The sequence below is a fragment of the Lactobacillus sp. WILCCON 0058 genome, assembly GCF_057198005.1.
In genome coordinates this window covers 61,173-86,315 of sequence record NZ_JBUBHM010000001.1, presented here as the reverse complement: position 1 = coordinate 86,315, position 25,143 = coordinate 61,173, and the positions used below count along the sequence as shown (strand labels likewise).

Annotated in this window: 25 protein-coding genes; 13 read left to right on the top strand and 12 right to left on the bottom strand. The window is 49.9% G+C overall.

Annotation, left to right across the window (positions count from 1 at the left end; all coding sequences use genetic code 11):
• Nucleotides 1-39: 39 nt before the first annotated feature.
• Together ACYVUU_RS00430 and ACYVUU_RS00425 are read right to left on the bottom strand one after the other, a co-directional pair.
• Nucleotides 40-678 carry an HAD family hydrolase gene (locus tag ACYVUU_RS00430; RefSeq protein ID WP_484499321.1) on the bottom strand — a complete coding sequence of 213 codons (639 nt, stop codon included), beginning with the start codon at nt 676-678 and terminating at the stop codon, nt 40-42.
• Nucleotides 679-728: 50 nt separating this feature from the next.
• Entirely contained in the window at nt 729-1,442 is a 714-nt protein-coding gene (locus ACYVUU_RS00425) for a YjjG family noncanonical pyrimidine nucleotidase (RefSeq protein ID WP_439775237.1), read from the bottom strand.
• 348 nt (nt 1,443-1,790) lie between these two features.
• On the opposite strand from ACYVUU_RS00425, the gene ACYVUU_RS00420 reads away from it, so the two are divergent.
• Entirely contained in the window at nt 1,791-2,342 is a 552-nt protein-coding gene (locus ACYVUU_RS00420; protein ID WP_439775238.1) for a biotin transporter BioY, read from the top strand.
• Between the two features lie 70 nt (nt 2,343-2,412).
• Here ACYVUU_RS00420 and ACYVUU_RS00415 read toward each other — a convergent pair whose 3' ends face one another.
• The 3 genes from ACYVUU_RS00415 to ACYVUU_RS00405 all read right to left on the bottom strand — a co-directional run bounded on the left by ACYVUU_RS00415 (nt 2,413) and on the right by ACYVUU_RS00405 (nt 4,543).
• Nucleotides 2,413-3,234, bottom strand: coding sequence for a hypothetical protein (locus ACYVUU_RS00415; RefSeq protein ID WP_439775239.1), 822 nt, complete (start codon nt 3,232-3,234; stop codon nt 2,413-2,415).
• A gap of 74 nt (nt 3,235-3,308) precedes the next feature.
• Nucleotides 3,309-3,962: a histidine phosphatase family protein gene (locus ACYVUU_RS00410; protein ID WP_439775240.1), complete on the bottom strand. Its 654-nt coding sequence runs from the start codon at nt 3,960-3,962 to the stop codon at nt 3,309-3,311.
• The gene (locus ACYVUU_RS00405; protein ID WP_439775241.1) at nt 3,959-4,543 is read right to left on the bottom strand and encodes an SGNH/GDSL hydrolase family protein; all 585 of its coding nucleotides are present in this window, start codon (nt 4,541-4,543) and stop codon (nt 3,959-3,961) included. The genes ACYVUU_RS00410 and ACYVUU_RS00405 overlap by 4 nt, the downstream gene beginning before the upstream one ends.
• Before the next feature lie 205 nt (nt 4,544-4,748).
• On the opposite strand from ACYVUU_RS00405, the gene ACYVUU_RS00400 reads away from it, so the two are divergent.
• The gene (locus ACYVUU_RS00400; RefSeq protein WP_484499616.1) at nt 4,749-6,887 is read left to right on the top strand and encodes an EAL domain-containing protein; all 2,139 of its coding nucleotides are present in this window, start codon (nt 4,749-4,751) and stop codon (nt 6,885-6,887) included.
• 11 nt (nt 6,888-6,898) lie between these two features.
• Here the strand turns inward: ACYVUU_RS00400 and ACYVUU_RS00395 are convergent, their stop codons facing one another.
• On the bottom strand, nt 6,899-7,732 hold the full coding sequence (locus tag ACYVUU_RS00395; protein ID WP_439775243.1) for a DegV family protein: 834 nt from the start codon (nt 7,730-7,732) through the stop codon (nt 6,899-6,901).
• Nucleotides 7,733-7,897: 165 nt separating this feature from the next.
• Between ACYVUU_RS00395 and ACYVUU_RS00390 the strand changes: the two genes are divergently transcribed.
• Nucleotides 7,898-8,404: a DUF1836 domain-containing protein gene (locus ACYVUU_RS00390; protein WP_439775244.1), complete on the top strand. Its 507-nt coding sequence runs from the start codon at nt 7,898-7,900 to the stop codon at nt 8,402-8,404.
• A 99-nt stretch (nt 8,405-8,503) separates the two neighbouring features.
• Here ACYVUU_RS00390 and ACYVUU_RS00385 read toward each other — a convergent pair whose 3' ends face one another.
• From ACYVUU_RS00385 to ACYVUU_RS00370, 4 genes are all read right to left on the bottom strand, one after another.
• On the bottom strand, nt 8,504-8,767 hold the full coding sequence (locus ACYVUU_RS00385) for an AbrB/MazE/SpoVT family DNA-binding domain-containing protein (protein WP_439775245.1): 264 nt from the start codon (nt 8,765-8,767) through the stop codon (nt 8,504-8,506).
• A gap of 18 nt (nt 8,768-8,785) precedes the next feature.
• Nucleotides 8,786-10,513 (bottom strand): sensor domain-containing diguanylate cyclase, encoded by a 1,728-nt coding sequence (locus ACYVUU_RS00380; RefSeq protein ID WP_484499323.1) that lies wholly within the window; start codon nt 10,511-10,513, stop codon nt 8,786-8,788.
• Between the two features lie 136 nt (nt 10,514-10,649).
• Entirely contained in the window at nt 10,650-11,597 is a 948-nt protein-coding gene (locus ACYVUU_RS00375; RefSeq protein ID WP_439775247.1) for a glycosyltransferase family 2 protein, read from the bottom strand.
• A 4-nt stretch (nt 11,598-11,601) separates the two neighbouring features.
• On the bottom strand, nt 11,602-13,518 hold the full coding sequence (locus ACYVUU_RS00370; RefSeq protein ID WP_439775248.1) for a hypothetical protein: 1,917 nt from the start codon (nt 13,516-13,518) through the stop codon (nt 11,602-11,604).
• A gap of 636 nt (nt 13,519-14,154) precedes the next feature.
• Here ACYVUU_RS00370 and larD point away from each other — a divergent pair.
• Both larD and ACYVUU_RS00360 read left to right on the top strand, forming a co-directional pair.
• Entirely contained in the window at nt 14,155-14,877 is a 723-nt protein-coding gene (gene larD, locus ACYVUU_RS00365) for a D/L-lactic acid transporter LarD (RefSeq protein ID WP_439775249.1), read from the top strand.
• A gap of 440 nt (nt 14,878-15,317) precedes the next feature.
• Nucleotides 15,318-15,803 (top strand): sigma-70 family RNA polymerase sigma factor, encoded by a 486-nt coding sequence (locus ACYVUU_RS00360; protein WP_439775250.1) that lies wholly within the window; start codon nt 15,318-15,320, stop codon nt 15,801-15,803.
• Nucleotides 15,804-15,848: 45 nt separating this feature from the next.
• Here the strand turns inward: ACYVUU_RS00360 and ACYVUU_RS00355 are convergent, their stop codons facing one another.
• Both ACYVUU_RS00355 and ACYVUU_RS00350 read right to left on the bottom strand, forming a co-directional pair.
• Nucleotides 15,849-16,631, bottom strand: coding sequence for a hypothetical protein (locus ACYVUU_RS00355; RefSeq protein WP_439775251.1), 783 nt, complete (start codon nt 16,629-16,631; stop codon nt 15,849-15,851).
• Nucleotides 16,628-17,392 (bottom strand): hypothetical protein, encoded by a 765-nt coding sequence (locus ACYVUU_RS00350; protein WP_439775252.1) that lies wholly within the window; start codon nt 17,390-17,392, stop codon nt 16,628-16,630. Before ACYVUU_RS00350 ends, ACYVUU_RS00355 begins: the two co-directional genes overlap by 4 nt.
• A gap of 230 nt (nt 17,393-17,622) precedes the next feature.
• Here ACYVUU_RS00350 and ACYVUU_RS00345 point away from each other — a divergent pair, with 230 nt between their 5' ends.
• The 8 genes from ACYVUU_RS00345 (at nt 17,623) to ACYVUU_RS00310 (ending at nt 25,126) form a co-directional block, all read left to right on the top strand.
• A complete protein-coding gene (locus tag ACYVUU_RS00345; RefSeq protein WP_484499615.1) occupies nt 17,623-20,484 on the top strand; it encodes a bifunctional diguanylate cyclase/phosphodiesterase in 2,862 nt (953 codons plus the stop codon).
• Nucleotides 20,485-20,642: 158 nt separating this feature from the next.
• Nucleotides 20,643-21,050: a choline-binding protein gene (locus tag ACYVUU_RS00340; RefSeq protein WP_484499614.1), complete on the top strand. Its 408-nt coding sequence runs from the start codon at nt 20,643-20,645 to the stop codon at nt 21,048-21,050.
• 50 nt (nt 21,051-21,100) lie between these two features.
• Nucleotides 21,101-21,916 carry a hypothetical protein gene (locus ACYVUU_RS00335; protein ID WP_484499613.1) on the top strand — a complete coding sequence of 272 codons (816 nt, stop codon included), beginning with the start codon at nt 21,101-21,103 and terminating at the stop codon, nt 21,914-21,916.
• On the top strand, nt 21,909-22,502 hold the full coding sequence (locus tag ACYVUU_RS00330) for a hypothetical protein (protein ID WP_484499612.1): 594 nt from the start codon (nt 21,909-21,911) through the stop codon (nt 22,500-22,502). Before ACYVUU_RS00335 ends, ACYVUU_RS00330 begins: the two co-directional genes overlap by 8 nt.
• Nucleotides 22,503-22,522: 20 nt before the next feature.
• Entirely contained in the window at nt 22,523-23,116 is a 594-nt protein-coding gene (locus ACYVUU_RS00325) for an ABC transporter ATP-binding protein (RefSeq protein ID WP_484499328.1), read from the top strand.
• A 153-nt stretch (nt 23,117-23,269) separates the two neighbouring features.
• Nucleotides 23,270-23,677 (top strand): choline-binding protein, encoded by a 408-nt coding sequence (locus ACYVUU_RS00320; protein ID WP_484499329.1) that lies wholly within the window; start codon nt 23,270-23,272, stop codon nt 23,675-23,677.
• Nucleotides 23,678-23,709: 32 nt separating this feature from the next.
• A complete protein-coding gene (locus ACYVUU_RS00315) occupies nt 23,710-24,540 on the top strand; it encodes a hypothetical protein (protein ID WP_484499611.1) in 831 nt (276 codons plus the stop codon).
• A complete protein-coding gene (locus ACYVUU_RS00310) occupies nt 24,533-25,126 on the top strand; it encodes a hypothetical protein (protein WP_484499327.1) in 594 nt (197 codons plus the stop codon). The genes ACYVUU_RS00315 and ACYVUU_RS00310 overlap by 8 nt, the downstream gene beginning before the upstream one ends.
• Nucleotides 25,127-25,143: the final 17 nt, after the last annotated feature.

Here is a 25,143-nt window from a genome sequence, read left to right as displayed (position 1 = left end):
TTTTCTTTACTCTCTGTTGCTTTTTACGCTTTATTTTTCTTAAATATTCAAAATTTCCAGGGGATAGTCGACCGTATAGTCAGCCTTTTCTTTTTTGAGGCTGGCCGGGTCAAAGGCGCCCCAGGTGCAGGCACAGGTCGCGCAGCCGGCGTTCTTTCCCATCCGAATGTCGTACTTGGCATCCCCCAGCATAATCGATTCCTTCAAATCCAAGCCATGCCGCTTGGCCAACAGGTCGATCTCATCGCTGGCCGGCTTATGGTTGACCACCTCATCGGCCCCGACAAAATCAACAAACAGATCCAGCAGGCCCAGATTTTCCAGATTGTGGGCAATTTCCGGGTGGGTCTTGCTGGAGCAGACGAAGAGCTGCTTGCCGGCCAGTTTCAGCTGGGTCAAGGTCTTCACGATCCCTGGAAAAAGGCGGACCTGGTCGTCCTCCAGCAGGGCATATTCCGCCATGCTTTCCTCAAACAGGGTCTGGGCCAGGTCGCTTCTGTGCCCTTCCTGGGCCCAGCGGGCAATTGAGACATCGATCGGAATCCCCATGGCCTGGTAAATATCTTCGGTGCTTGGCACCTTGACTCCCCGGGCCTCAAAGGCCTTCTGCACGCTGGCCGCGTAGATGTGGCGCGATTCGCAGATCGTGCCGTCGAAATCAAAAAAGTAATTTTCCATTTTTCCCCAAGTCCTTCTTAAAGTTTACTTACTTTAAGTATACACGGAAACTAACGCAAAGCGGTCGGGGCGAAGTCTTTTTTCAAGATCCGCTGGAACTGGGCGTAGTTGTCCACCTCAAAGAGGGGATGGACCGGCAGGGTCTTTTGCCGGTGGCGGTGGTTGTACCAGATGCTGTCAAAGCCGTAGTTTTCCGCCCCCATGATGTCAGAGGACAGGCCATCGCCGAAGAAGACCGTCTGGTTGGGGCTGTAGCCGCTTCTGGCGAAAAAGTAGTCAAAAATTTCCGCGTTTGGCTTCTGCACCCCGGCTTCCTGGCTGGTCACGACCAGGTCAAAGTAGTGCCTAATCCCGGCTAATTCCAGCCGGTGCTCCTGGCCAAACTGTTCCCCGTTGCTCAAAACCGCCAGGCTGTAGCCCAGTCTTTTGGCATAGCGGAGGGTGTCCTTGACTCCAGGCAGGAGCTTGTGGCCGGTATGGAAGTAACTGTGGAATTCGTCAGCCGTCTCCATCCCGTCGACTTCGACCCCGCAATACTTTTTAATAATGTCCGGGAACATGATCTCATAGAGCTGGTCCAAGGTCAGCTCGCCCTTTTCCAGCCGGCGCCAGAGACCCTGGTTATAGGCGTGGAATTCTTTTTCAAATTCGTCACTGATCTCCCAGCCATGGGATTTAAAGAGCTGAACCAGGGAATCGTGCACCGTTGCTTCAGTGTCGAGCAAGGTGTCGTCAACGTCCAGGATAATTTGCTGATAGCGCATGTGGCCTCCTTATTTTCTGTTACATTACTTGTTTCTATTAGGCGTATTAAGTTTCCATTATAGACAAAAAGCTGGGCCAGTGCAAAAAATTGTCTTCAACTTATCTTACCCCCATTTTTTCTTTTTCCACATCTTGGGCCTTACTCCGACAAGCAACTACGATATCTTGTGGATAACTTCTGTGGAAGTTGTGTATATCTAGTAGCATCCTCGGCACTTAGCCACTAGACTTAGTTTTCTCGTAATAATTACTATACGTGTACTCAATAAAATATCTTATTGACAAAAAGCTCCAGTAAAACTATATTAATCAAGTAAGCAATAGTTTTACTGGATTGGAGGAGAAACATGTCCAGAAAAAATACTTTTCAGCTTTGTCTTTTAGCCTTGTCCACGGCCCTGATCATTGTCGGCAGCCAGCTGGCGGTCCCCTTGCCGGGCGGGGTCCCTTTTACCCTGCAGACCCTGGTGATTCCTTTGATCGCGGCTGCCTTTGGCTGGCAGCTGGGAACCGGCGCCGTCGCCCTCTACCTGCTCTTAGGAGCCACCGGCCTCCCCGTCTTCAGCGGGGCCAGTGGCGGCATCGCCGTTCTTTTCGGGCCTAACGGGGGCTTTCTCTGGGGCTTCTTGCCCCTGGCCCTGATCACGGGTCTGGCTAAAGGAAACAGATTTTATTTGACCCTGGCTGCCGGGATTGCCCTCTTTTTGCAGCTGCTCTTGGGCGCGGCCTGGCTAGCCTGGATCAGCCACTTACCATTTACGGCCGCGGCTAGCGCTGCTATCTGGCCTTTTTTGCCAACGACTTTGGCCAAACTGGCCCTGGTTGTCGCCCTGGCCCCGCGCCTGCGAGCGATTTTTGCCACTTACGCCGGCAAGGTCAGCCGCGGCTATCAAAAATAAGCTGTCAGAAAGCATGCAAAAAGACGAAGTTCTTCTTAGAGCTTCGTCTTTTACTTTCTTCAATTTCGCCTTACTGCTGGTAAAGCGTGACCAGCTGCTGGGCCAGGTCAGGCTGCTTGAGCTCGATCTGTGGAACCAACTCCATGGCGTCGATCTTCCCGCTGTGGATCCGGGAGATGTTTTCCGGCGTCAAGCCTTCCGTTTCGATGATTTCCAAGGTAGTCGGCAGCTTGTGGTACTTGTACATCTTCCCTCGCAAAGCTTCCTGCCGGGTCCCGTCCAGCATCCGTCTGAGCAGGTCCCGCAGCTCGTCTTCCTGCTCATCAGTGACAGTAAAGCCGATCAAGCGCAAAGACCGGGGCACGGCGTTGATGGTCTCTTCCACCGTCTTGCCGTAGCTGACCGAGTGCAGCTGGGTCAGCGCCTCAAAGAAGGCTTCTTCCAGCCGGTCGTCGCTGAGGCCAGGATTGCTGTCTTTCAGATACTGGCGGTACTCTTCCGTCGCCGTGGTCCGTTCATAGTACCATTCATTTTCCCGGCGCAAAAATTCATCCTTCTCCGGCACGTAATAAAGGCGGTTGTGCTGGAGCTTTTTGATCTGCTTGAAATCCTGCGGCAGGTCCATCAAGACCCAGTCGCCGTAAAGGTAGAATTCCTCATCCTCGTCTTCGCCGCGGTCTTCAACCAGCAGCTCCCCTTCACCAGCGATATTGTAGTCCTGGTCGCTCTGGTCCAGCATGGTGAATTCCCAGAAGTCGTCCTCGTCAATATTGAGCAAGGGGTTCTGGTGGCTGAAAATGTGGTACGCGTGTCTGAGCGGAATAATGCCGTACATGTTGATCATGGCGTAAAGATAGCGCCGGATCAGCAACTTGTTTTCTTTACTAATCATCTGTCTCACCTACCATTTTCGATAGATCTTTCCCTGTTTTTTCTACATCCTATTATAGGCCTGCTGGCAAAAAATCAGTACATCGGCCGACCAAATTCTTCCAGGCTGACCTGGCCGTTGTCATCGACATTCAAGACCGTCATCTCGTTGTGCTTAGGCAATTCCGTTCTAAGGTGCTTGCCCCCGTAGATGCAGGCCAGGCAGTGAATGACGCAGGCATGGCCAACCAAAAGGATCCGTTCTGACTCATCATAGTTGACCAGATAGTCGATCCCGCGCTTCAGGCGCTCTTCAAACTCGCTCCCGCTTTCAGCATCCCCTTCCGGGTCAGCCGCGTGGAACAAGTCCCCGATTTCCCGCCAGGTGTAGCCGTCCTTGACCGCGTCGACCAGGCGGGGGTACTTGGTGGACTTAAAGGCTGCCGCTACCCCTTCCGTGTCATGGAAGGCCTCGTAGTAGCCGAAAAAGAGCTCCCGCAAGTCAGCGGTCTGGGTCATCTTGGTTGACTCCCAGTTGTCATTTTCTGAAACGATGATCTTCCGGGTGTCAGCGGCCCGCTTCAAGTCACTGGAGGCCACCAGGTCAAAATGCTGGTCCTTCAAGGCCTTTCCCAGCTGGTGGGCACCTTCGATCCCTTCTTCAGTCAAAGGGGCGTCAGACCAGCCCTGCAGGCGCTGGTACTTGTTCAAATAGGTCCGGCCATGGCGAACCACATAGATCTTCTTCATTGTTCAACCTCTTCCTTGGGCAGCTGCTTCATCATTTCCGCTGCCAGCAATTGATAACCGCGCGAGCCAAAATGCAGGCCATCATCGAGTTCTCCCCGGCACAAGTCTGCAAGGTCCCCCTCCTTCAGCATGGCCGTGAAAAAGTCGGCGTAGGCGACCTGGTATTCAGCCGCGACTTCCCCCATTACTTTAGCATACTTTGCCAATTTTGCGTTGGTCCGCCCCCGCTGCTTGCTTTCATCTACTGCCGGCCCGGAGACCAGGACAGTTTTGACCCCTGGATAAAAACAGACCAGGGCGGAGACAATGGCCTGGAGGTTCTGCCGGTACTGATTGAGTGGTACTTGCTTATGGCTGGCCGCGTCATTGATCCCCACCATTAAGAAAAGCTGGTCAGCCCGGGGCCGCTTTAAGGCCAGGTCGCCTAATAAGGCCAGCAGGGCGCCGGAATTGATGCCGGACACCGCCGTATTGTCGATTTCCAGGTCAGATTTTCTCTCTTTCAAGGTCCAGTTGATCCGGGGCTGGTCCAGGCCTTCTTTTCGGGCGAAGATGCTGTCGCCAAGTAATATAATTCGCATTTTTACCTTTCTATGCCATTAAAGCATTTGTTATTTTTTACCACTAATATTATTTTGAAAGCAATCCCTGAAAAGGCTTAACAAACAAGGGGAACGAGTGCTAATATGGTACTAGCCTAGTTTATAGTTTTTAGCTTATAATTAACAAAAATCATCGTACAGTTTTTTATTTATATTCCGCCAGTTGCTCCATGAGGATCGAGACATGACAGAACTTTACCACTTTTCCGCGGCAAACCGCGAAAGCTATGAACAACTGAATTTCGCCCTGGCCGTCTTTCAAGAGTACGAAGGCAAGCTTATTCCCCTCCTGGTTTCTGACGGCCTTTGCCGGCTTTACCAGTTAAGCCGGGAAGACCTGCTGAACCACCTGCGAGACATCAGCTACATCACCAGCAACATGCTCAAGGCCAAACAAGATCTTTTGACCTGCAGGATCAAGCTGACCGAAAGCTACCAAACCGTTCTCCTGCACTTAAGCAGGCAGGATTTTTCCGGCCAAGGCCTGCTTTTCGTGGAGTATTTGAACATTGGGGAAGATGCGGTCGACACCCAGCCAATTCAAATCAGCCATATTCCTTCCAATGAACAGTATGAGGACAATTTGACCGGTCTGCTCAACGGGGCTTATTTGACTAGTTTCGGCAAGGACTATCTGGTCAGCAAGCTGCGGGCCGGCGACCAGCCCAGGGTCATTCTTTTTAACGTTATTGGGATGCACGGCTACAATGAGCACTTCGGCTATCTGGCAGGCGACCGCTTCTTGGTCAAGATCAGCAAGCAACTCTTAAACCTCTTCCCCGACGGCCTGGTCATCCGCTACAATGACGACCGTTTCGTGGTTTTGTCGACCGATACCGATTATATCGCCAAAATCAAAGAGCTGCAGAAATTCGTTCTCCGCAACTACTCCGTCGGCGGAATCAAGGCCGGAATCTGCTACTACACTGATCCCAGAGAAAGCATCAAGTCGGCCATCGACAAGGCCAGGAAGGCCCTCCAGTATACCGGAGATGACTTGACCCAACTGTATCATGTTTTTGACGAAAGCGTCCGGGAGAAGTACGTCAACCGCGACTACGTCTTGACCCACTTCCAGGAAGCCCTGGACAAGCGCTGGATCAAGCCTTACTACCAGATGGAAATCCGCAGCTTGACCGGCAAGGTTTGCGGCTATGAGGCCCTGGCCCGGTGGATCGATCCTAAGGAAGGCGTCCTCAGCCCGGCGACTTTTATCGGTATTCTGGAAGATACCCACTTGATCAACCGCCTGGATTTGTCGATCATCGACCAAGTTTGTGAGATGCTGTCCTCCTGCTACAAGCGGGGGATCCCGATCCAGCCCGTCTCTGTCAACCTCTCCCGGGTCGACTTCCAGGTCTGTGATATTTTTGCGGAAGTCGATGCTATCAGGAGAAAGCACAAGATCCCGACCTCCTACTTGAAGATCGAGATCCTGGAATCAACCTTGACCACGGTGCCGGAACAGCTGCACAAGGCTATGGACAAGTTCCACGCTGCTGGCTACCAGATCTGGATGGATGACTTCGGCAGCGGCTACTCCAGTCTGAACAACTTGAAGGACTTCGACTTTGACCTCTTGAAGATCGATATGATTTTTTTGAAGAACTTCAAGACCAACTCCCGCAGCCATATTATTTTGCGGGAAATCGTCGACATGGCCAAGCATCTGGGCATCCATACCCTTTGCGAAGGGGTCGAGACCAAAGACCAGGCCGACTTCCTCAAAGCCATCGGCTGCGACCGCCTGCAGGGTTTCCACTTCTCCAAGCCCCTGCCAGAGGAAGAAATGCTGGCCTTGATCGAAAAGAATGGCGCGGACCACTACGAGCCGCAAGAGATGAACAACTACTATGATACGATCGGTGAAACCAACATTTTGGTCAACCCGATGGTCAGTCATATTTCCCAGGGAATAAAGCACCTGGAAATGCCCCTGGCCTTGATCGAGCGGCGGAGCGGCGACCAGCTGATCTACTACTTCACCAATTTTGCCTACAAGGACGAATTGACCCGTCGCCACCTGGATCAAGAAGAATGGCAGGAAATCGTCAATGATTCGGCTTTTTATAAGAATCTCCTGCTCAATCTGATGGGCAGAAGCAAGAAGGCCAAGGCTGCCGTCAACGGCATGCTGGACAACTACAGCTCTATCGAGGTCCGCCATTTGGCCAACTACCAGGACCGGGACATGTACGTCTGCGCGATCAACAACTTTGGCCATTACTTAGACAAGACAAGACAAGACAAGACAAGACAAGACAAGACAAGACAAGACAAGACAAGACAAGAAGTAAAAACTCAGCACCCGGACCGGTGCTGAGTTTTTACTTGCTAAATTTCAATCCCAATCATCAGCCCGCCCTCTTCAGCGTAGAAGCTGCATAGAGCATGGCAGTTGCCCAGGTCAACCTTGGCCTCTGGATGCTTTTTTCTGATCTGGTCGTGGAGCTCAGCCGCGCTGTCGAAGTTGTCAGCGTGGTCAATCTTGACCCGGCCGCCCGTATAGCCTTTCTCTTCCAAAGTTTTCAGCAGGGCAGCCAGGGTCTTCTTCTCCCCTCTGGCCTTGCCCAAAGGCTTGATTTCGCCTTCCTCTGCCCAGCCGTAGATCCATATTTTCAAAAGGCCGGCAATCTTGGCTACTGCCGGACTGACCCGGCCGTTATTGGCTAAGTTGGTCATCGACTTTAAGGCGAAAAAGAGGCGGATATGGTTTTCCAGGTAGTCGCTCACGGTCTCTACCAGGTTAGGAAACTGCATCCCTTTTTCTTTCAGTTCCGCGATCTTTTCTGCCGCCAAAAACTGGGCCGGACCCGCGCTTTTGCTGTCAAAAACGTGAATCAAGACGTTTGGATGCTCTTCTTGGTAGATCTTTGCCGCCTGGACAGCAGAATTGTAGCTGCCGGACAAGACTGAAGAGATGGTCAAAACATAGATTTCACTGCCCCCGGCGTAAGCATCCAGCCAGGCAGCGATACTAGGACAGGCTGAAGAAGCCGCGATCCCGCTTTTAGCCCTTTCATTGAATTCCACCTGGTCAAAGCTGGCGTCGTCCGCCCAGGTCTTGTCCCCTTGAATCAAGCTCAAGGCCGCTACTTCCAACTGGCAGCCGCCCAAATTCCCCGCCGTCATGTTGGCCCCGGAATCAGTCACTATCTTAATCGTCATATTTTATAATCCTCGTCATCGGTTTCTTAAAAACTTTTGCTTAAGTCTATAGCAGGAAAGTCCCTATGTCAAGTTTTTTGAAAACCGCTAAGCCGATTTGCTATAATGTGGATGATTGAATTTCATTTTGCCTGTATCTTTTGTATCAGCTGACAGGAGGTTTTTATGGAAAAAATTGCCCGTTCCCTGGCCGGCCTGCACCTGCCCCGCTACCAAGACTTGCCCCAGATGGGCCTGTACCTGGAGCAGACCGCGACCTATATCAATGAGGCCCTGGCCCCCTTGGAAAACGTCCACCTGACCAGTTCCATGGTCAGCAACTATGTCAAGCACGACTTGATTGCCTCGCCTAAAAAGAAGCTCTACAGCCGCCAGCAGATTGCCGAGCTGACTTTCATTGCCATTTCTAAAAACGTCCTCTCCCTGGCTGACCTGCGCGAAGCCTTAAAGCTGCAGCGGTCCAGCTACGACACCGAGACGGCCTACAACTACATGGTTGATGAGCTGGAAAACGTCCTGGCCTACGTCTTCGGTTTTAAAGACGAACTGGCCGACATCGGCCACGAGCACGGGGAATACAAGACCATGCTCCGCAACGTCATCATGACCGTCAGCTACAAGGTCTACCTGGACAAATACTTCGCCCAGTTTACCGGCCAGGAAGAAAAGTAAAAGAGCACGAAAAAAGGACATCCGCCGGGATGTCCTTTTGACTATTTCTTCTGATTTTTCTGAATAAATTCAAACAGATTTACACTTTCATTGGACGCATTAGCCATTAACCATCCAGTCATGAAACTCTGGTGACTTCTTAGGATCATAATGGCCATTTTCGTCAAAGTCAACGCCTTCTTCTGGAATTTGATCGATCAAATCGGCCCAATCTAAAGCACTTGGCAGCTTTTTAATCATGATTTTATCATCTTGAACCTCAAAGGTGACTTCACTACCTTTGGTCAAGTTCAATTCCTTTCGAATTGAAGCCGGAATAACAACTTGTCCCTTTTGAGAGACACGGCCAACCATTGTTTGCATCGTTTTCTCCTACTCTCCTCAAGCCGTTGTCAGCGTTTGGTAGACCAGCTTCCCGTAATGGGGATTGTCGACCATGCTGAAGTTGGACTTGACAGCAATTTCCTGCCCGCTCTGACTGATGACGTGATAGTTCAGCTTATGGATATCGCCAATCTCAGCTTCAGCCGTAAATTTCTTCAGCCAAACCTCGACCAAATCCATGTCCCGCGGAGCCACGACATGTCCGGCTTGGGTGTTCACCCGGCCAAAAAAGTCCCACAGATTGTCATAGCCTAAAAGGCGCAGGGTTCCTTGATTGACGAAAAGAATATGGCCGTTTTCCGGCTTGTAGATCATCAGAGCAGTAGGAATATTGGCCGCGATGTCATGCAGGGTGAAGCCCAGCTGGGATCTAAGGGGCTTGCTGGTTTCCCCGGAATAGTACTGGGCCCCGCTCTTGCCGCTCAATTTGACCTCATAGAGAGCTTCGTCAGCCCGGCTGATCAAGCCTTCCAGCTTCTTCCCCTGCCGCGGGCTGTCCGCGTAGCCGATCGACAAGCTGTACTTGACTTTGTGGCCAAAATAAGTGATCTGATGGTCGGCCGTCAGAATCCGCTGGATCACCGTCTGGCAGTCATCCGCGTCCAGCCCCAGCAAGGCCAGCATGAATTCGTCCCCGCCAGTCCGGCCCACCACGCCGCGGCTTCCCACAGCCTCTTGCAGCCCTCTGGCCACCTGCTTCAAGACTTCATCCCCGATCTGGTGGCCGTATAAGTCGTTGAAAAGCTTGAAGTCGTCAACATCGACCATGACCAGGGTAAACTTGCCACCTTCCTGCCCCTTTAAACAGCGCTTCAGCTGCTCATTGAAGCCCAGGCGGTTGTTGATCTGGGTCAAGGGGTCAACGGTCGCTTCTTCTTTTAACAGCCTCGTGCGGGCCTGGTGCCTGACCAAGGCTACCGCCAGGCAAAAGATCCCAAGCGCCAGCAAACTGAATAAGACCATCACCCGGCTGCTTCTTTGCTCATAAGTCCAACCGCCTTTTGGTGAAACGTAGATCTTCCAGCTGCCACTTGAACTGCTGGGCTTGAAGCTGTATGCCACTGGACTGACGACAGCCGCCTTTGATCTGGACATCAGACTGTACTTCTTGCTGTCAACCGGACTTCTCAAGAGGCGGTAGTTGTAGTCCCCATGCTTCAAATTGCCTAAACTGGCCTTTAGCAGCTGCTTGGCATTGACCGCTACGACCGCGAAGCCCCACAGCTGTCCTTTGACGAAAACCGGCCGGTAAAAAATCATCCCGCTTTCTCCGCCCTTGAGGGTGACAGGTCCTTGCATGATGGTTTTCTTCTTGCTCACGGCATATGCCCGGCAATGTCCGCGGCTGAACTGCTGATAAGCCTGCTTAAGTTCATTCGTCAGCCCGGGGTTGGCCTGCCAGTTTCCCTGCACGGTAACCAGATAGCTGCCCTGTACATAACCTGTTGCCAATATTTCCCGGCTTCTTTTGGCAAAATTGGTCACCTGACCATTGTCATCAATAGTCGTCTGTGCTAATTCCCGGCTAAAGTCTTCAGCCTGTTCCAGAGCTGGAGAAAAAGACCTGCCCACCAGTTCAGCTGTCTGCAGGGCCCGGTTTTCCTCTGTACTCTTAAATTGCTGGTAGCTCCACTTTCCCATGGAAGAAAGCACCAGAATCAAGCCGATAAAGACGGTCGTTAAAAAGATGTAATCCCCACGGCGCATTTTGTACTTGCTGCTCATTAACTGCTCCTTATTTTCAGTGTTACTAATTATGACACAAAAGTTATAACAATAACACTGAAAGGTCTTTTTATCCCAAAGAATAATTGCTATGGAATTATAACTTTAAAAAACAGGCAAAAATAAAAGACCGACCTTAGTCGATCTTTTTAACATCTTTAATATTTGATTCACTGGAAATGTAGTGGGGCCGGTGCTTGCTTTCCATGTAAATCTTGGCCAGGTACTGACCCATCACGCCGAGGCTGAGCATGACCAGACCCCCGATAAAGATCACCACGCAGATCAAGGAGGCCCAGCCGGCTACCGGGTCGCCCTTGATCAACTTGCGCAGAACAATTACGATCAGCATGATAAAGGACACCCCGGTCATGAGGAAGCCCATCCAGGAAGACAGGTTCAGCGGCACCAGAGAAAAGTTGATAATCCCGTCAATGGCGTACTTGAACAGCTTCCAGAAGTTCCACTTGCTTTCCCCGGCCACTCTTTCCACGTTTTCATAAGGGAGCCAGTAGGTCTTGAAGCCGACCCAGCCAAAAATCCCCTTGGAGAAACGGTTGTACTCACTCATTTCCACGATCGCGTCAACCATATCCCGCTTCATCAAGCGGAAGTCCCGGGCCCCGTCGACCACATCAGCGTCAGAGATCTTGTTGATGATCTGGTAGAACTTGCGGGCAAACCAGCTTCTGATCGGCGGCTCACCCTTCCGGTCCTCCCGTCTGGTGGCCACGCTGTCGTATTCACCGGAGTCCAGAATCTTGATCATTTCCGGCAAAAGGGCCGGCGGATCCTGCAAGTCGGCGTCCATCACAGCCACGTAGTCCCCGCTGGCGTTGACAAAGCCCGCGTACATGGCGGATTCTTTGCCGAAGTTTCTTGAAAATGAAATGTAAAAGACATGGGGATCCTTAGCGGCCAGGTCGCGCAGGATGTCCAAAGTCTTGTCCTTGGACCCGTCATTGACAAAAATCAGCTCGTAGTCGTCGGGCAGTTTTTCCAGCACCTCATGAGCTACAGGATAAAAAAGGGGCAAAGCCGCTTCTTCGTTGTAGCAAGGCACGATAATTGAAATCTTTTTCATGTTTTTACTTCTTTTCTTCCCTTTCTGCTTGCTTACTCTTAAGTTTAACCCCTAAGCCGGCACAAATAAAGCCAGGCCAGGAAAGCAGGGAAATTGCTAAAAGCAGCTTCATCCAGAAAGGAGTCACGAATTCCAGGTAGGCCACGTTCTTGCCCTTTTGGCTGGCCACCAAGGGAGCGCCGATCCGGCTTCTTTCATACTTATGCAAAACTTTGCCGTTGACCGTCAGCTTGGACTGGGCATAAGTCACGACTGGCAGCCGCTTATTTTTGCCCTTGCTCTTCCAGGTCAGCTTGATTTTTCCGCCCTTGACGGCCTTGATCTTGAGCGGCTTTCTGACCTTGTGATTCAAAACCGTCTTATTGTAGGAACTGGCCGCCTTGTCGGTCTGCTCTTGCCAATATTGCTTGTTCTTATAAGCATCTGACCAGCCGGTAATGACCGGCTTAGGGTCAAATTTGTAAACTGGCAGGTAGTCGGCGATTGGCTTTTTGGTCAAGGTCAAAAACTTATGCAGGTCTTTAGAGTGCGTGGCCGCGTTAGCCTGCCGCATGGCCTCTTTGCGGGCGGGAGTCAAAGCGATCAAGCCCTTCTTGGTCTTCTTGATCTTGTGCCTGCCCGGATCAGTGACTTCATGGCCAAAATTGGTGATGGCATTGTGACCGACATTGGTCAAATAGCCATTCCAAGCATCAACATTCATGTAGTAGACCAGGCTGTTCACGCTGATGACCAGAGACAGGCCAGCCAGCCCGTAGATCAGCCAGGCGAAGTGCTTGGACTTCTTCAGCATGATTTCCGCCGACATCCCTATCCCCAGCAAAATCAAAGGATAAGCCAGGCAGATAAAGCGGGACGGGAACTGGAGGAAGCGGGCCAGGACCGGCAAGCGGTTGGAAATATGGCCCCAAGGCAGCATCCGGGAGGAGACCAGCAGCCAGAAGCAGCCATAGAGGCTGACCCAGCAGTTGAGCCGGTTTTCCTTCCGCCGCCAAAGGGCATAGACCAGCTGGCCAATAAAGATGTAGGCCAGCCAGTAAGGCAGGCTGCCCCGCATACTGTAATTGACGATGTTTAAAGGATTGTGTCTGATATAAATGTGTCTGAGATGCAAGGACTGATCCATCATGTCCATCGTCGACGGGGCGGCCAGCTTATTGGTCTTGGATATCCAGAGAAGCGGGGCCAGGGTGTTCAAAGACAGCAAGACGGCCAGGCCGACCGCTTTAAAAGTCTCCAGCCAAAGCTGGCGGGACCACTTGTTTTGGACCATGGCATAAAGCCAGGCTGGAAGCAAGAGGGCCACGTACATCACGGCCGTCAGCAGGTGCACTTCCAAGGCGATAGCCATCAAAAGGCCCAGCTTGACCCAGTGAATTGGCTTTTCCTTGTCCAGAATCATGTCCGCGGCCACCAAGATGGCGTAAGGCATCATCGCCGCCCCAATGCCGGAGAAGTTGGTCCCTTCCTGCCAGCGGGGCAGCCAGCCGATCGTCATGTAAAACGCGGCCAAAAGCGTGGCAACTGACCGCCGGCTGTCAAAGCGGCGCAGGGCCCAGTACATGCTGGTCCCCCCAACCGCGTAGACGATAAAGGAGCTGACCAGCTGATACCGGTACCAGCTTTTAACAAGCAATAAGAGCAAGCCATTGGCATAAGCAAAAAGCGGCCCGTACAATGCGTTGATCACCCGGCCTGAGTGGCTGAAACCATACATGGTCATGAACCAGTTGAAGTTGCCGTGCTTGATCTGCTCAGCCGCTTCATAGAAGCGGTTATAGTGGAAAATCGTATCCGACCCGATGATGACGTTCCCCGTCCGCATCTGCCGGTAACAGAAATACGCCGCTAGCAAAAGCAGGGCGGCGTAGGGCAAAAAAGCTTGGTATTCAAGCTTGCGTTTATTATTGTCTTCTTGCATCTCTCTTTCTTTCCCTTTCATTTCCAAAAAATGGCCTGGATTATACACTCTTGACCCAGTCCACTACTAACTGGTACAACTTTCACTAATTCTAGGATAATCATTTTCATTTTCATGTGCAAGCCTTTTTAACATCTTTTAATGTCCTTTTTCAAAAGCTTTACGCATATATATTACGAAAAAGCCATAACAGCCATTTTGGACTTATGAAAACAAAAAATATCCCTGGACACCAAAAAAGCAGCTGCTTATGGCTAGCTGCTTCTTAGGTAGTGTATATGTATGTTGTGTATATCAGGGAAAGAAAAATATAAGAAATATGAGTTATAGACAAGTTCTTTCAGCTCGTCTACGATTCTTATAGTACACAGTAAATTTGAACAAACTATGATGCTAATTCTTCCCTTCAGTGAAATTTCCATCGGCAAAAAGACCAGGCACTTTTGTTTTTCAGCAGCTGGCCCGGTTTTGTGAACAATTCACTTACTTTTCCCTAGAAAGTTTGTTAAATCTAGCTAAAAAAGCGCATTCATGTTCAAAAAATCACGATTCCCTATATCTTTTTGCCGGCTATAGGTATATAATTATTAGCTGTTATGTACCTTAAAAATTATCTACTGCAAGGAGAACAGAATTTTGATGCACAACTTGTTAAATGAGTTCCTGTCTACCGGGCTCATGATTCTTTTCGGTGTTGGCGTGCACTGCGATGACGTTTTGAACAAGACCAAGTACCACGGCTCAGGCCACATTTTCGCCATTACTACCTGGTCATTCGGGATCACTGCCTGCCTCTTCATCTTCGGCGGCGTCTGCATGAACCCAGCCATGGCTCTCTGCCAGGCTATCCTGGGTCTGATCCCATGGTCCAGCTTCATCCCTTACACTCTGGCTGAATTCGCCGGTGCCTTTGCCGGGGCTCTTCTGGCTTACTTCATGTACGCTGACCACTTCAAGGCTTCCGAAGACACCATCGACGGCGTGGCCACCCGGAACATCTTCTCCACCAACCCTAACCTGCGCAACCTGCCACGGAACTGGATGGTCGAAATGATCGCCACTACCATCTTCTTGAGCGGTATCCTGGCTATCGTTGCCAAGTTTGAAAAGCTCGGCTGGACTCCACTTCTGGTTGGTCTGCTGGTTTGGGCGATCGGTATGGGCCTGGGCGGTACTACTGGCTTCGCCATGAACCAAGCCCGGGACTTGGGGCCACGTCTGGCTTACCAAATCCTGCCAATCAAGAACAAGGCCAACAACGACTGGCAATACGGCTTGATCGTGCCAGGTACCGCGCCATTTGCCGGTGCCGTTTTGGCTGCCCTGTTCGTCAAGTACTTCTTGAAGCTGACTTTCTAATTAAGCTAAATTCTTGAGAAGAGAAGAATACTGAACACAAAAGAAAAAAGCGCTGGACCGCGACGTCCAGCGCTTTTTCGCGTAAAAAAATAGATATAGATGCGGCCCGGAGGCCACGTAATTGCTTGTCTTGGAAAGAATAAAAAAAGGTATGGAATCATAGATCAAGATCTCTTGATCTATGGCTCAAATGATACGGGGGAAGTATGAATGATCTATGACGACTTTCTTGCTTTTCTCCTAGGAAAAGTTTTATTTTTTACCTGGATTCAACCCCTAAACTTGCCCTTAAACAGCCGTTCTTACATTTCCTTCAAAGTATAAAGAGCGGAAAAACGGGCTTTTTGCCCCCTCGCTCCCGGTCAGCACTCCTTTGGCAAAGCCCTTAAGCTAATACTTGCAAGGCGCCAAGCAAGAAAATAATTAAGGAGTGCGAAAAAATGAACATGCAAATCAATCAAGCAATGGACCAAGCCTGGGAAAACCGGAAATTAGTTGCCGGAGCCTTGAAAACGGCCCATGTCTACCGGAAGTGTGCCGATTACGAGGACCTTTTTCAAGAAGGCTTGATCGTCTACGCCCAATGCCTGCGGGAAATGGCTGACCAGCCGCGGGAAGAAGCAGACAAATTGGCCTTCCGCAAGGTCTACTGGCGGGTCCTTGACCTGCTCCGGCAGAGAAAGCGGCAAAGAGACCACGATGAACCGCTGCTGGCCGCCGCCTTTGTTGGCCAGGCCGACCAGCACAATCTGCTTCTTAAGGAAGCCTGGAAGAAGCTGTCGACTAGCGAAAAGCTGCTTTTAGGCCAGAACCTCCTGGCTGGACGCAGCCTTAAGGAAACGGCCGACTTGATGAACATCCCCTACCGGACGGCCAGCCGGATCAAGAAGCAGGCCCTGGAGAAACTCCGCCGGCAGTTAGTCTGAATTATTATAAGGAAGCAAAGCCCCCGCGAGTGCGGGGGCTTTTCGTTATATTCTGAACAAGAACTTTTTCTCTGCCTGCTTTAAGGCATAGTCTAAATCGTCTGGCAAAACAGGCAGGCCGAGTTCATCCAGCAGGACCTTTTTAAAAGCCTGCCTTTCTTCTGCCCGGATCTCAGCCAAAAGCTGCCTTAAAGACGGAAGCTTGCCGGCCAAGTCTGCCTCAACCGCCTGCTGGTAGCTGGGTCCGTAGAGCAGGTTCCAGTCACCTTGCCGGCAGACCGGGCAGCCTACTTGACCAGCCAGACCATGAAAAAGGCTGCAGTAGAGGGCATTGTGCTCAACTGCTTCTTCCACTTGCCGGCTGGCGTTGGCATAGCCGCGCTTCAGCTGAAAGAAATAGCAGTTGACCCCGGCCAAATCGGTCATGAGCATCCCGCCTTGGCAGGCTTCCATCCCCCGCATCCGCTGCAGGGCGATTAGATCGACCAAGCCGGCGTGAAAGGATTCCGGAGAAAAAAGCGCCCCGTGCCCCGCTGAAATCACGTGCTGCTCCCGGATCTCCAGGAGCTGGTAGAGCTTTTCCTGCAAAGGATAGCCGCCAGGCAGGTCTTCGTTGACGAAGTGAGCCAGCAGGGTCTTGGTCGTGGCTTTTAAGACGATCTCCCCCTGCTTCCGGTCGACCAGCAAGGTCCGGTAAGGGGCGGCCGGGCCCAGGTCATAAGCCATAACAAAGTCCGGCCCCAGCCGGTAGCTGTCCAGCTTCTTGGCCTTGATTTTTCCTTCGGCTAATCCTGCCCGGTAGTACTCCCGGCTGTAGACCGTCATCATTTGAAGGCCTCATGGCAGATTAAATTCCGCCTTAGAATCGTCTTTAAAGGAATTGCAGCCAGACTTTTTGCTTTTGACTCTGGCTCTTTATCCTTGAGCAGGTAGCGCAGGACATAATAGATCCGGGGATCTTTTCTCCCGCTAGAGATTTGAAATCCCGCCAGTTCCACGCCCGGGCCGTAGTGTTTGCCGAAGTACTTTTCTTCATACAGGGGGCCAAAAAGGTCAAACCAGCTTCTGAGTTCTTCTCCGTCCACTTCTTCGCCCTGCAGCAGGCAGGAAAAAGCTGCTGGCTGCTTTTTTAGGCCGGCAAGTTCACTGATGTGGACCAGGTCTGCCGGGAAAATATTAGTCGAAAAGCAGGCGTTGTTGCGGAAATAGATCCGCGGCCCATGAAAAAAGACGTATTTCTCAGCTTCCTCAGTCTGCAGGAGAGCCAGCTGGTCAACCGTCAGGTCCCGGACTCTTTTCCTTTTCTTGGCAAAAAGCTGCAGGAGCAGCCAGGCCAGCCGGTCCGCGTCAGAAGCAGCTTCTATTTCAGTTTGCAGAACCTGCTTGACTGCCTCGCGGAAATTCTGTTGCAATTCGTCCAGGGCCTGGCGGATTAAAGGGACGTCAGCTGACTTGATTACGTTCAGTCTTTGCTTGTCCAGCAGCAAATCGCTTAAACAAATATCCTTGCTTTCCAGCTGGCGGCGCAAGCCGGCAGACCAAACCCGGCCCGCCAGCTGCCGCTTAAGCGCCTCTTCAATTTCTCCCATTTTCCTTGTCCTGTATTCAAAACATCCTGATTAACTGTGGATAATACTTATATTATGAAGAATTAAGACTATCCATTCCAAGTTAAAAATATAACATATTCGCGCGTGAATTAAAAGCGCTAACATCTAATTTTTTAATCAATTGTTTTGAACCCTCCAGTCCCTTTTGTTAAGGCAAATGAGTTATTATATTAATTAAGGAACATATCATATTTTATAGGGAGCATGCCATGCAAATTACTCGAGCATTTGCCTACGCGGTCTCGGAATATTTCTGTGTCATTATAATCTCATTACTGCTTCGCTCATCGTTGCAAATCAAACGGCACAACCGCCAGCATCACTGGTTCAATATCAGTTTGGGCCTCCAGGCCGCTTACCTCTTTTTAGACGGAACCCGGACCCTGTTGATGAACCATATCCTGCCCAGCAACCAATTTCTGGTCAATTTTACCAGTCTTTGTTTGTCGATCACTCTGAACATCCTCAGCTATACCACTTTGATGTTCGTGGCTTACAAGATTGAGCTGCCCTTGACCACTGACAAAAGGCAAAGCCGGTTCGTCCTGGCCCTGCCGATCGCGATCTCAGCCGTGGACTTGATCTGCGCTATTTTCGCGCCCCAGCTGATGTTCTCTACCAATAATATCAATGCTTTTACGCCATTTTTCTCAGGCCTTTTCCTTTTCCTGCCGATCAGTTATTCTGCCTTCGTCTTTGTGATTACGGCTTATAATGCCATAATCAACCGGAAAAACGGCCTGGGCCACTACTACCTGGTCTTGACCTTCTATCCAGTTCTGATGACGGTCTTCGGCTTCATCGAAGTCATGCTGTCCACGGCCCTGCCCCTTTACTCTTACGCGGTAACTTTTTATTTCACCTTCAACTTCCTTTACCAGCTGAACTCCTCTATTAAGGAAGCAACTATCGACAGTCTGACGGGCTTGAGAAACCGAGAAAACCTCAGGGAATACATCGACGATATCTGGAAGCAGGGTACAAGTGACCAGTACTACCTCTTCATGATTGACATGAACGGACTTAAATCAGTCAACGACGTCTACGGGCACGTGGAAGGCGACCATGCCATCCGGGCCATCGGCCAGGCCCTGGACGACGTCCTGCAGACAGGCAATGATGGGATTGTCTGCCGTTACGGGGGCGACGAATTTTTGGCAGTCATTACGGTCACTGACGACAAGCAGGCTGACAAGCTGGTGCAGCTGACCAGAGAAAGGATCAGCTACTACAGTCAGGTCGACAAGCTGCAATCCGCCCCGCAAGTAGCTACCGGCTACATCCACCTGCCTAAAGAAAAAACTCCCCTGGCTGACCTCTTGAAACAGGCTGACAGCAAGATGTACGCTGAGAAGCAGGCCATGAAGACCGGGGACCGGGCAGCCAACTTCTTTACCGACGAAATCACCGGCCTGCCAAATGCCAACTACTTCCATAATTTCGCGGGAAACTTCCTTAAGAAGCTGGCAAAAAAAGACCAGCATCCCCTGGTTATCCTGTTCAACATTTCCGGCATGCACAGCTACAACGACCGCTTTGGCTACCAAGGCGGCGACGACCTGCTCCGGACTGTCTCCCGGGTTTTGCGGGACTTTTTTGACCAGGAAGATGACATCTTAGTCCGCTACACGGAAGACAACTTCGTCCTTTTAACTTGCACGCCCTTGACTGAGGCCAAGCAAAAGATCCGGGACATCTCCAAAAAGGTAACGGCAATTGATTCGATTGGGATCAAGGCCGGGATCTACCAGACCAAAGATGGCAAAGAGGACGTCATCGCCACGGTCGACCGGGCCCGGCGGGCCATGCGCCTGATCGGGTCCGACCGCCAGCGGGTCTACTGCGTTTATGGGCCGGAAGTTCAGGCAGTTTACGACAGCCGGGACTTCGTCTTGATCAACTTCAAGCAGGCCTTGGAAAATGGCGACATCAAGCCCTTCTTCCAGCCAGTCATCCGCAGCTTGACCGGGCAGATCCGCAGCTTTGAGGCCCTGGCCCGGTGGAATGACCGTCAGCGGGGGGCAATTCCGCCCGACCAGTTCATTGGAATTCTGGAAGAGACCCGGCAAATCCACCTGCTGGATCTGGAGATTTTCCGCCAGGTCTGCCAACTGCAGCAGAGCTGCCAGCGGATGGGCCTGCCGATCCCGGTGATTTCCGTCAACATCTCACCAGTTGACTTCAACTCCTGTGATATTGTCGCGGAAATCGAGAAAATCAGGACCCAGTACCAGGTTCCAAGCAAGTATCTGAAGATTGAAGTTTTGGAATCAGTCATTGCCAGTGCCCCGGACCAGCTGAAGGAGATCATCGCCCAGCTGCATGATTTGGGCTATGAGATTTGGATGGACGACTTTGGCAGCGGCTACTCCAGCATGAACAACTTGAAGGACTTTGACTTTGACCTGCTGAAGATCGACATGGGCTTTTTGGAAAACTTTACCGCAAACTCCCAGAGCAAGATCATCATTTCAGAAATCGTCGACATGGCCAAACGGCTGGGGATCGAGACTTTATGCGAGGGGATCGAGAACCGGAGCCAGTCAGATTTCCTCAAGGAGATCGGCTGCCAGTACCAACAGGGCTATCTCTTCGCGGCTTCCATGGAGCCGGAGGAATTGCGGCAGTTCCTGGGCAAAGCTGGCGACCAGCTTGAAGATATCAGCTTAAGCGACTACTACAGCCAGATCGACCGGGTCAACGTTTTGTCCAACCCGACCCACAGCCTGGCAGAACAGAATTCCAGCCTGGGTGAAAATATCGACGTGCCGATGGCCATCATTGAAAAAGACGGGGATAACATAAGCTACCTTTACTTCAACCACGCCTTGAAACGTTTGCTGGCAATAGCAGAGAACGGGCAAGCTGTTTCGGCTGAGACTCTTGCTAAGCTGCCGGCCGTGGATAAATTCCTGTTAGAGCAGATGGACCGCTGCCAGGGGAAGGACCGGGCAATTTCGGCCAGTTATGAAAGCGGCGGCCTGGAATTCAAGATCAGAATGCGCTGGCTGGCCAGTCAGGAAAAGAGCTCGTTCGTGTATATCGTTACGTCGGAACATTATCAAGAATAAAGTATGACCAACTCAAGACATCTTGGGTTGGTCTTTTTATTCGCTGAAAATTCAAAAAAGTCACAAAAAACGCAATAAAGGTTGACAAAATATTCAACCGTGCTACCATTGAGTTGGTTTTAGGAAAGAATTAATTTTTAAGAAAGAAGATGTTTTGATTGAGTAAGCTTTTACTCAAAGTCTTAGTTCCTTTAACCACTGTCTTTGTATTAGGCGTTACTGTTGTTTCTGCCTCAGGCAAAGCATACTGGACAATCAGTTCAGAAACCGTTAGCGATCATGGTCGTTGGAGCTCTTATGGCAGTCCCAACAAGAAGATGACCAACTCCAATTACGCGTCATTCAATGGTGACGCATTACCGGCAAGCTTTGGCTATAAGGTTCACTTGATCAATAACAAGGCAGCCACAAGATCTGGTACAGTTCCATTGGAACTGAATCATACTACTAGAGCTCATGATAATTCAGGGAAAAAGGGCTACCACTATTACGCCGATGTTCGCTCTAAAAAGTATGAGCCAAATACGACCAGAGTAAAGCTGCACTTTAGTTCCGATTACAAGTAATGCACGGGAGGCGCTCAGCCTCCCTTTTATTTTTGGAAGGAGTTAAAAAATTGAGTCGTTCAAGGAAAATCGCCATCTCTCTGGTTTGCCTTTATCTAATATTGGTAACCTGGCAGATTTTTTATGAAATCAATCAAAATAAGATTGTCCGTTTTGATCCTGATAATTTTCTGTATATGTTTTTCGGTATTCAGTTTGGCGGCGTGTTAGACGATGCCTTCTCTCTATACCTACTTGAATTTTCATTGATACCTGTAATAGGATCAGCGCTCGCCGTCTTTACCAAAAACAATAATTCGTTTTCAAATTACCAGCAGCGGTCGGGCTATCATGGCTATCTTAAAACTGCCTGCTTAAGAGCTTTTGGCACCGGCTTTGGTCTGGCTGTGCTGATCAATATCTATCAAATGATTATTATCAGCCTCTTTTACAGTCCTTTTGTCTACCAAAATCCCAGTTTTTTCCTTTGGGACAATTCCGGTGGCGTTTCTCTTTCACAGAATAGCTTGGTAGCTTTAATTCTGTATGTTTTAATGTCTGCCATCGGCTGGGGCAGTTTTTCCTTACTTATCCTTGCAGTTGGCCTTTTGATCACCAAAAACAGCCTGTATCTGGTAAGCGGTACTATTATTATGTTGATCTGTATCTTAACTCCTACACTTATAACTGCCAACAGTGGTCCTTTGTTGATCTTGTCAGATATGTTCTTCCTGCCAAACATCATGTCTCCAGGCCTGTTATCATTCGTGAATGCTCACCAGCCTGTCAATGTCTACGGTCTTTACTTCCTGACCCTGGCCACCTGCCTGCTGATAGTTGCCGGTCTAATCAGATTTTGGTATCTGAAGAAGGTGCAAAATGGCTGATATTGACCTCGAGCTTCTGCCGCAAACCAAACGCTTCCGCGAACTTAGCCTGGCCTTGATCTTCATCCTGTCTGCTGCTGCCAGCATCTATACACTGCACGCCATAAAGGAAAGAGACATTGTCTACTTCTTCTTATACAACAATCTGCTTTCCCTATATCTGCAGACCTTCGTCCTCTTGATCATTTTCGGCCAGATCCTTAAAGTCCGCCCCATTGCTGTCTTTCTTGGCATCCGCCAGGCTGGAACTGGACTGGTAAAGAAGCTGCTCCAGCTGATCTTGCTGGATATCCTGGTCATGACGGTTGGCTTGGCTATCCCCTACCTGCTGGGCGTTCGCCACTACTTTAGATGGGGCAGTCCGCCCATGGGCATTCAGCTCCTCTTCTTGCACCTGCTCTGCTTTGCCTTATGTGCCCTCTTCATGCTTTTAAGCTTAAAAGTCAGCCACCCTTGGCTGATCTTCATCATCGCCATAGCCGTGATCATGCTCTACCACTACAATCTGGAGCAGTCCACCCTTTTGTCCAAGTACAGTATTATCTTTGACCCCTTATACCGGGCCACTCACCATATATACTTCTGATTTTTGCTTTTGGAGGAAAAATGTTACAGGTTACTCATGTCAGCAAGAAATTTAAAGACGCCGACGTTCTCAAAGATGTTTCTTTAACTGTCAAGCCGGGCGAATTGATCCACATCGTTGGGGTCAACGGGTCTGGCAAGTCAACTTTATTCAAGATCATCACTGGCCTGCTTAAGGCCGACAGCGGCACGGTCAGTCTGGACTCCGGCGATGTGATCGGGGCCTTGATCGAAAACCCGGGCTTTCTGGAATATGAAACCGCCTGGGCCAATCTGCGTTTCTTGGCCAATGTCCACCATAAGTTCCAGGAAGACAAGGTCAGAAAGCTGCTCACCGACTTTGACCTGGACCCAGACAGCCGGCAAGCCGTTGGCAAATACTCTATTGGCATGCGGCAGAAAGTTGGCATCATCCAGGCCATCATGGAAGACCAAAACATCATTCTTTTGGACGAACCAACCCGGGGCATCGACAAAAAAGGGGTCAAGCAGTTTGTCGACCTGCTTGAGCGGCTGAAAACTGAAGGCAAGTCCGTCGTCGTTGCCAGCCACGATGACATCCCCGGCCTAGTCTATGACCGGACCTTGACCCTGGAAAACGGGGAACTGAAATAACACTCTTTAAAAGACCAACTCAAGACATCTTGGGTTGGTCTTTTTGCATTTTTTTCAAAATCGTCAAGAAAAAGTCAAATTTCTATTGACACACCGTTTTCACATTGCTATCATAAAAAACATCAAATTGTATGAAAGGGAAGGATATTCGAAATGAATAAGCTTTTAGTAAAAATTTTAGTTCCTTTAACCACCATTTTTGCATTAGGCGTTACTGTTGTTTCAGCCTCTGGAAAGCCTTACTGGACTATCAGTGAAGAAACTGTCAGTGACCATGGCCGCTGGAGCTCTTATGGCAGTCCCAACAAGAAAATGACCAATTCTAATTATGCATCATTTAATGGAGATGCCTTGCCAGCTACCTTTGGTTATAAAGTTCATTTGATCAACAGCAACGCCGCGACTAGATCTAACACTGTGCCATTGAAATTAAATCAAACGACACGGGCAGGCAACAACTCCGGGAAAAAGAACTATTACTATTACGCAGACGTTCGTTCTCAAAGTTATGAGCTAAGTACGACCAGAGTAAAGTTGCACTTTAGTTCCGATTACAAGTAATGCACGGGAGGCGCTCAGCCTCCCTTTTATTTTTGGAAGGAATCAAAAAATTGAGTCGTTCAAGAAAAATCGCTATCTCTCTGGTTTGTCTTTATCTGTTATTGATAACTGGCCAGCTTTTTTACCAAATCAATCAAAATAAGATTGTCCGTTTTGATCCTGATAATTTTCTGTATATGTTTTTCGGTATTCAGTTTGGCGGCGTATTAGACGATCCCTTTTATTTATACCTATTTGGATTTTCACTGATACCTGTAATAGGATCAACGCTCGCCGTCTTTACCAAAAACAACAATTCGTTTTCAAACTACCAGCAGCGGTCGGGCTATCACGGCTATCTTAAAACTGCCTGCCTAAGAGCCTTTGTCACTGGCTTTGGTCTGGCTATTCTGATCAACGTCTATCAGATGATCATCATCAGTCTCTTTTACAGTCCTTTTGTCTACCAAAATCCTAGTTTTTACCTTTGGGACAAATCCAGCGTTTCTCTTTCACAGAACAGCTTGCTAGCTTTAATTCTGTATGTCTCAATGTCTGCCATCGGCTGGGGCAGCTTCTCTCTGCTTATCCTCGCAGTGGGCCTTTGGATCAAGAAAAACAGCCTGTATCTGATAAGTGGATCAATCATCATGCTACTATGCATCTTGTTGCCAACGGTTTTTGTTGCTATGGGATGGCCTTTGTTGATCTTGTCAGATATGTTTTTCCTGCCAAATATCATGTCTCCAGGCCTGTTATCATTCGTAAATGCTCACCAGCCCGTCAATGTCTATGGTCTTTACTTCTTGACCCTGGCCACTTGCCTGCTGATAGCTGCCGGCCTAATCAGATTCTGGTATCTGAAGAAGGTGCAAAATGGCTGATATTGACCTCGAGCTTCTGCCACAAACTAAACGCTTCCGCGAACTTAGCCTGGCCTTGATCTTCATCCTGTCTGCTGCTGCCAGCATCTATACACTGCACGCTATAAAGGAAAGAGATATTGTCTACTTCTTCTTATACAACAACCTGCTTTCCCTATATCTGCAGACCTTTGTCCTCTTGATCATTTTCAGCCAGATCCTTAAAGTCCGCCCCATCGCTGTCTTTCTTGGCATCCGCCAGGCTGAAACTGGACTGGTAAAGAAGCTGCTCCAGCTGATTTTGCTGGACATCCTGGTCATGACGGTTGGCTTGGCCATCCCCTACCTGCTGGGCGTTCGCCACTACTTCAGATGGGGCAGTCCGGCCTTGGGCAGTCTGCTCCTCTTCTTGCACCTGCTCTGCTTTACCCTGTGTGTCCTTTTCATGATTTTGAGCTTAAGAGTCAGCCACCCCTGGCTGATCTTCATCATCGCCATTGCCGTGATCATGCTCTATCACTACAATCTGGAGCAGTCCACCCTTTTGTCCAAGTACAGTATTATCTTTGACCCCTTATACCGGGCCACTCACTATATCTACTTCTGATTTTTGCTTTTGGAGGA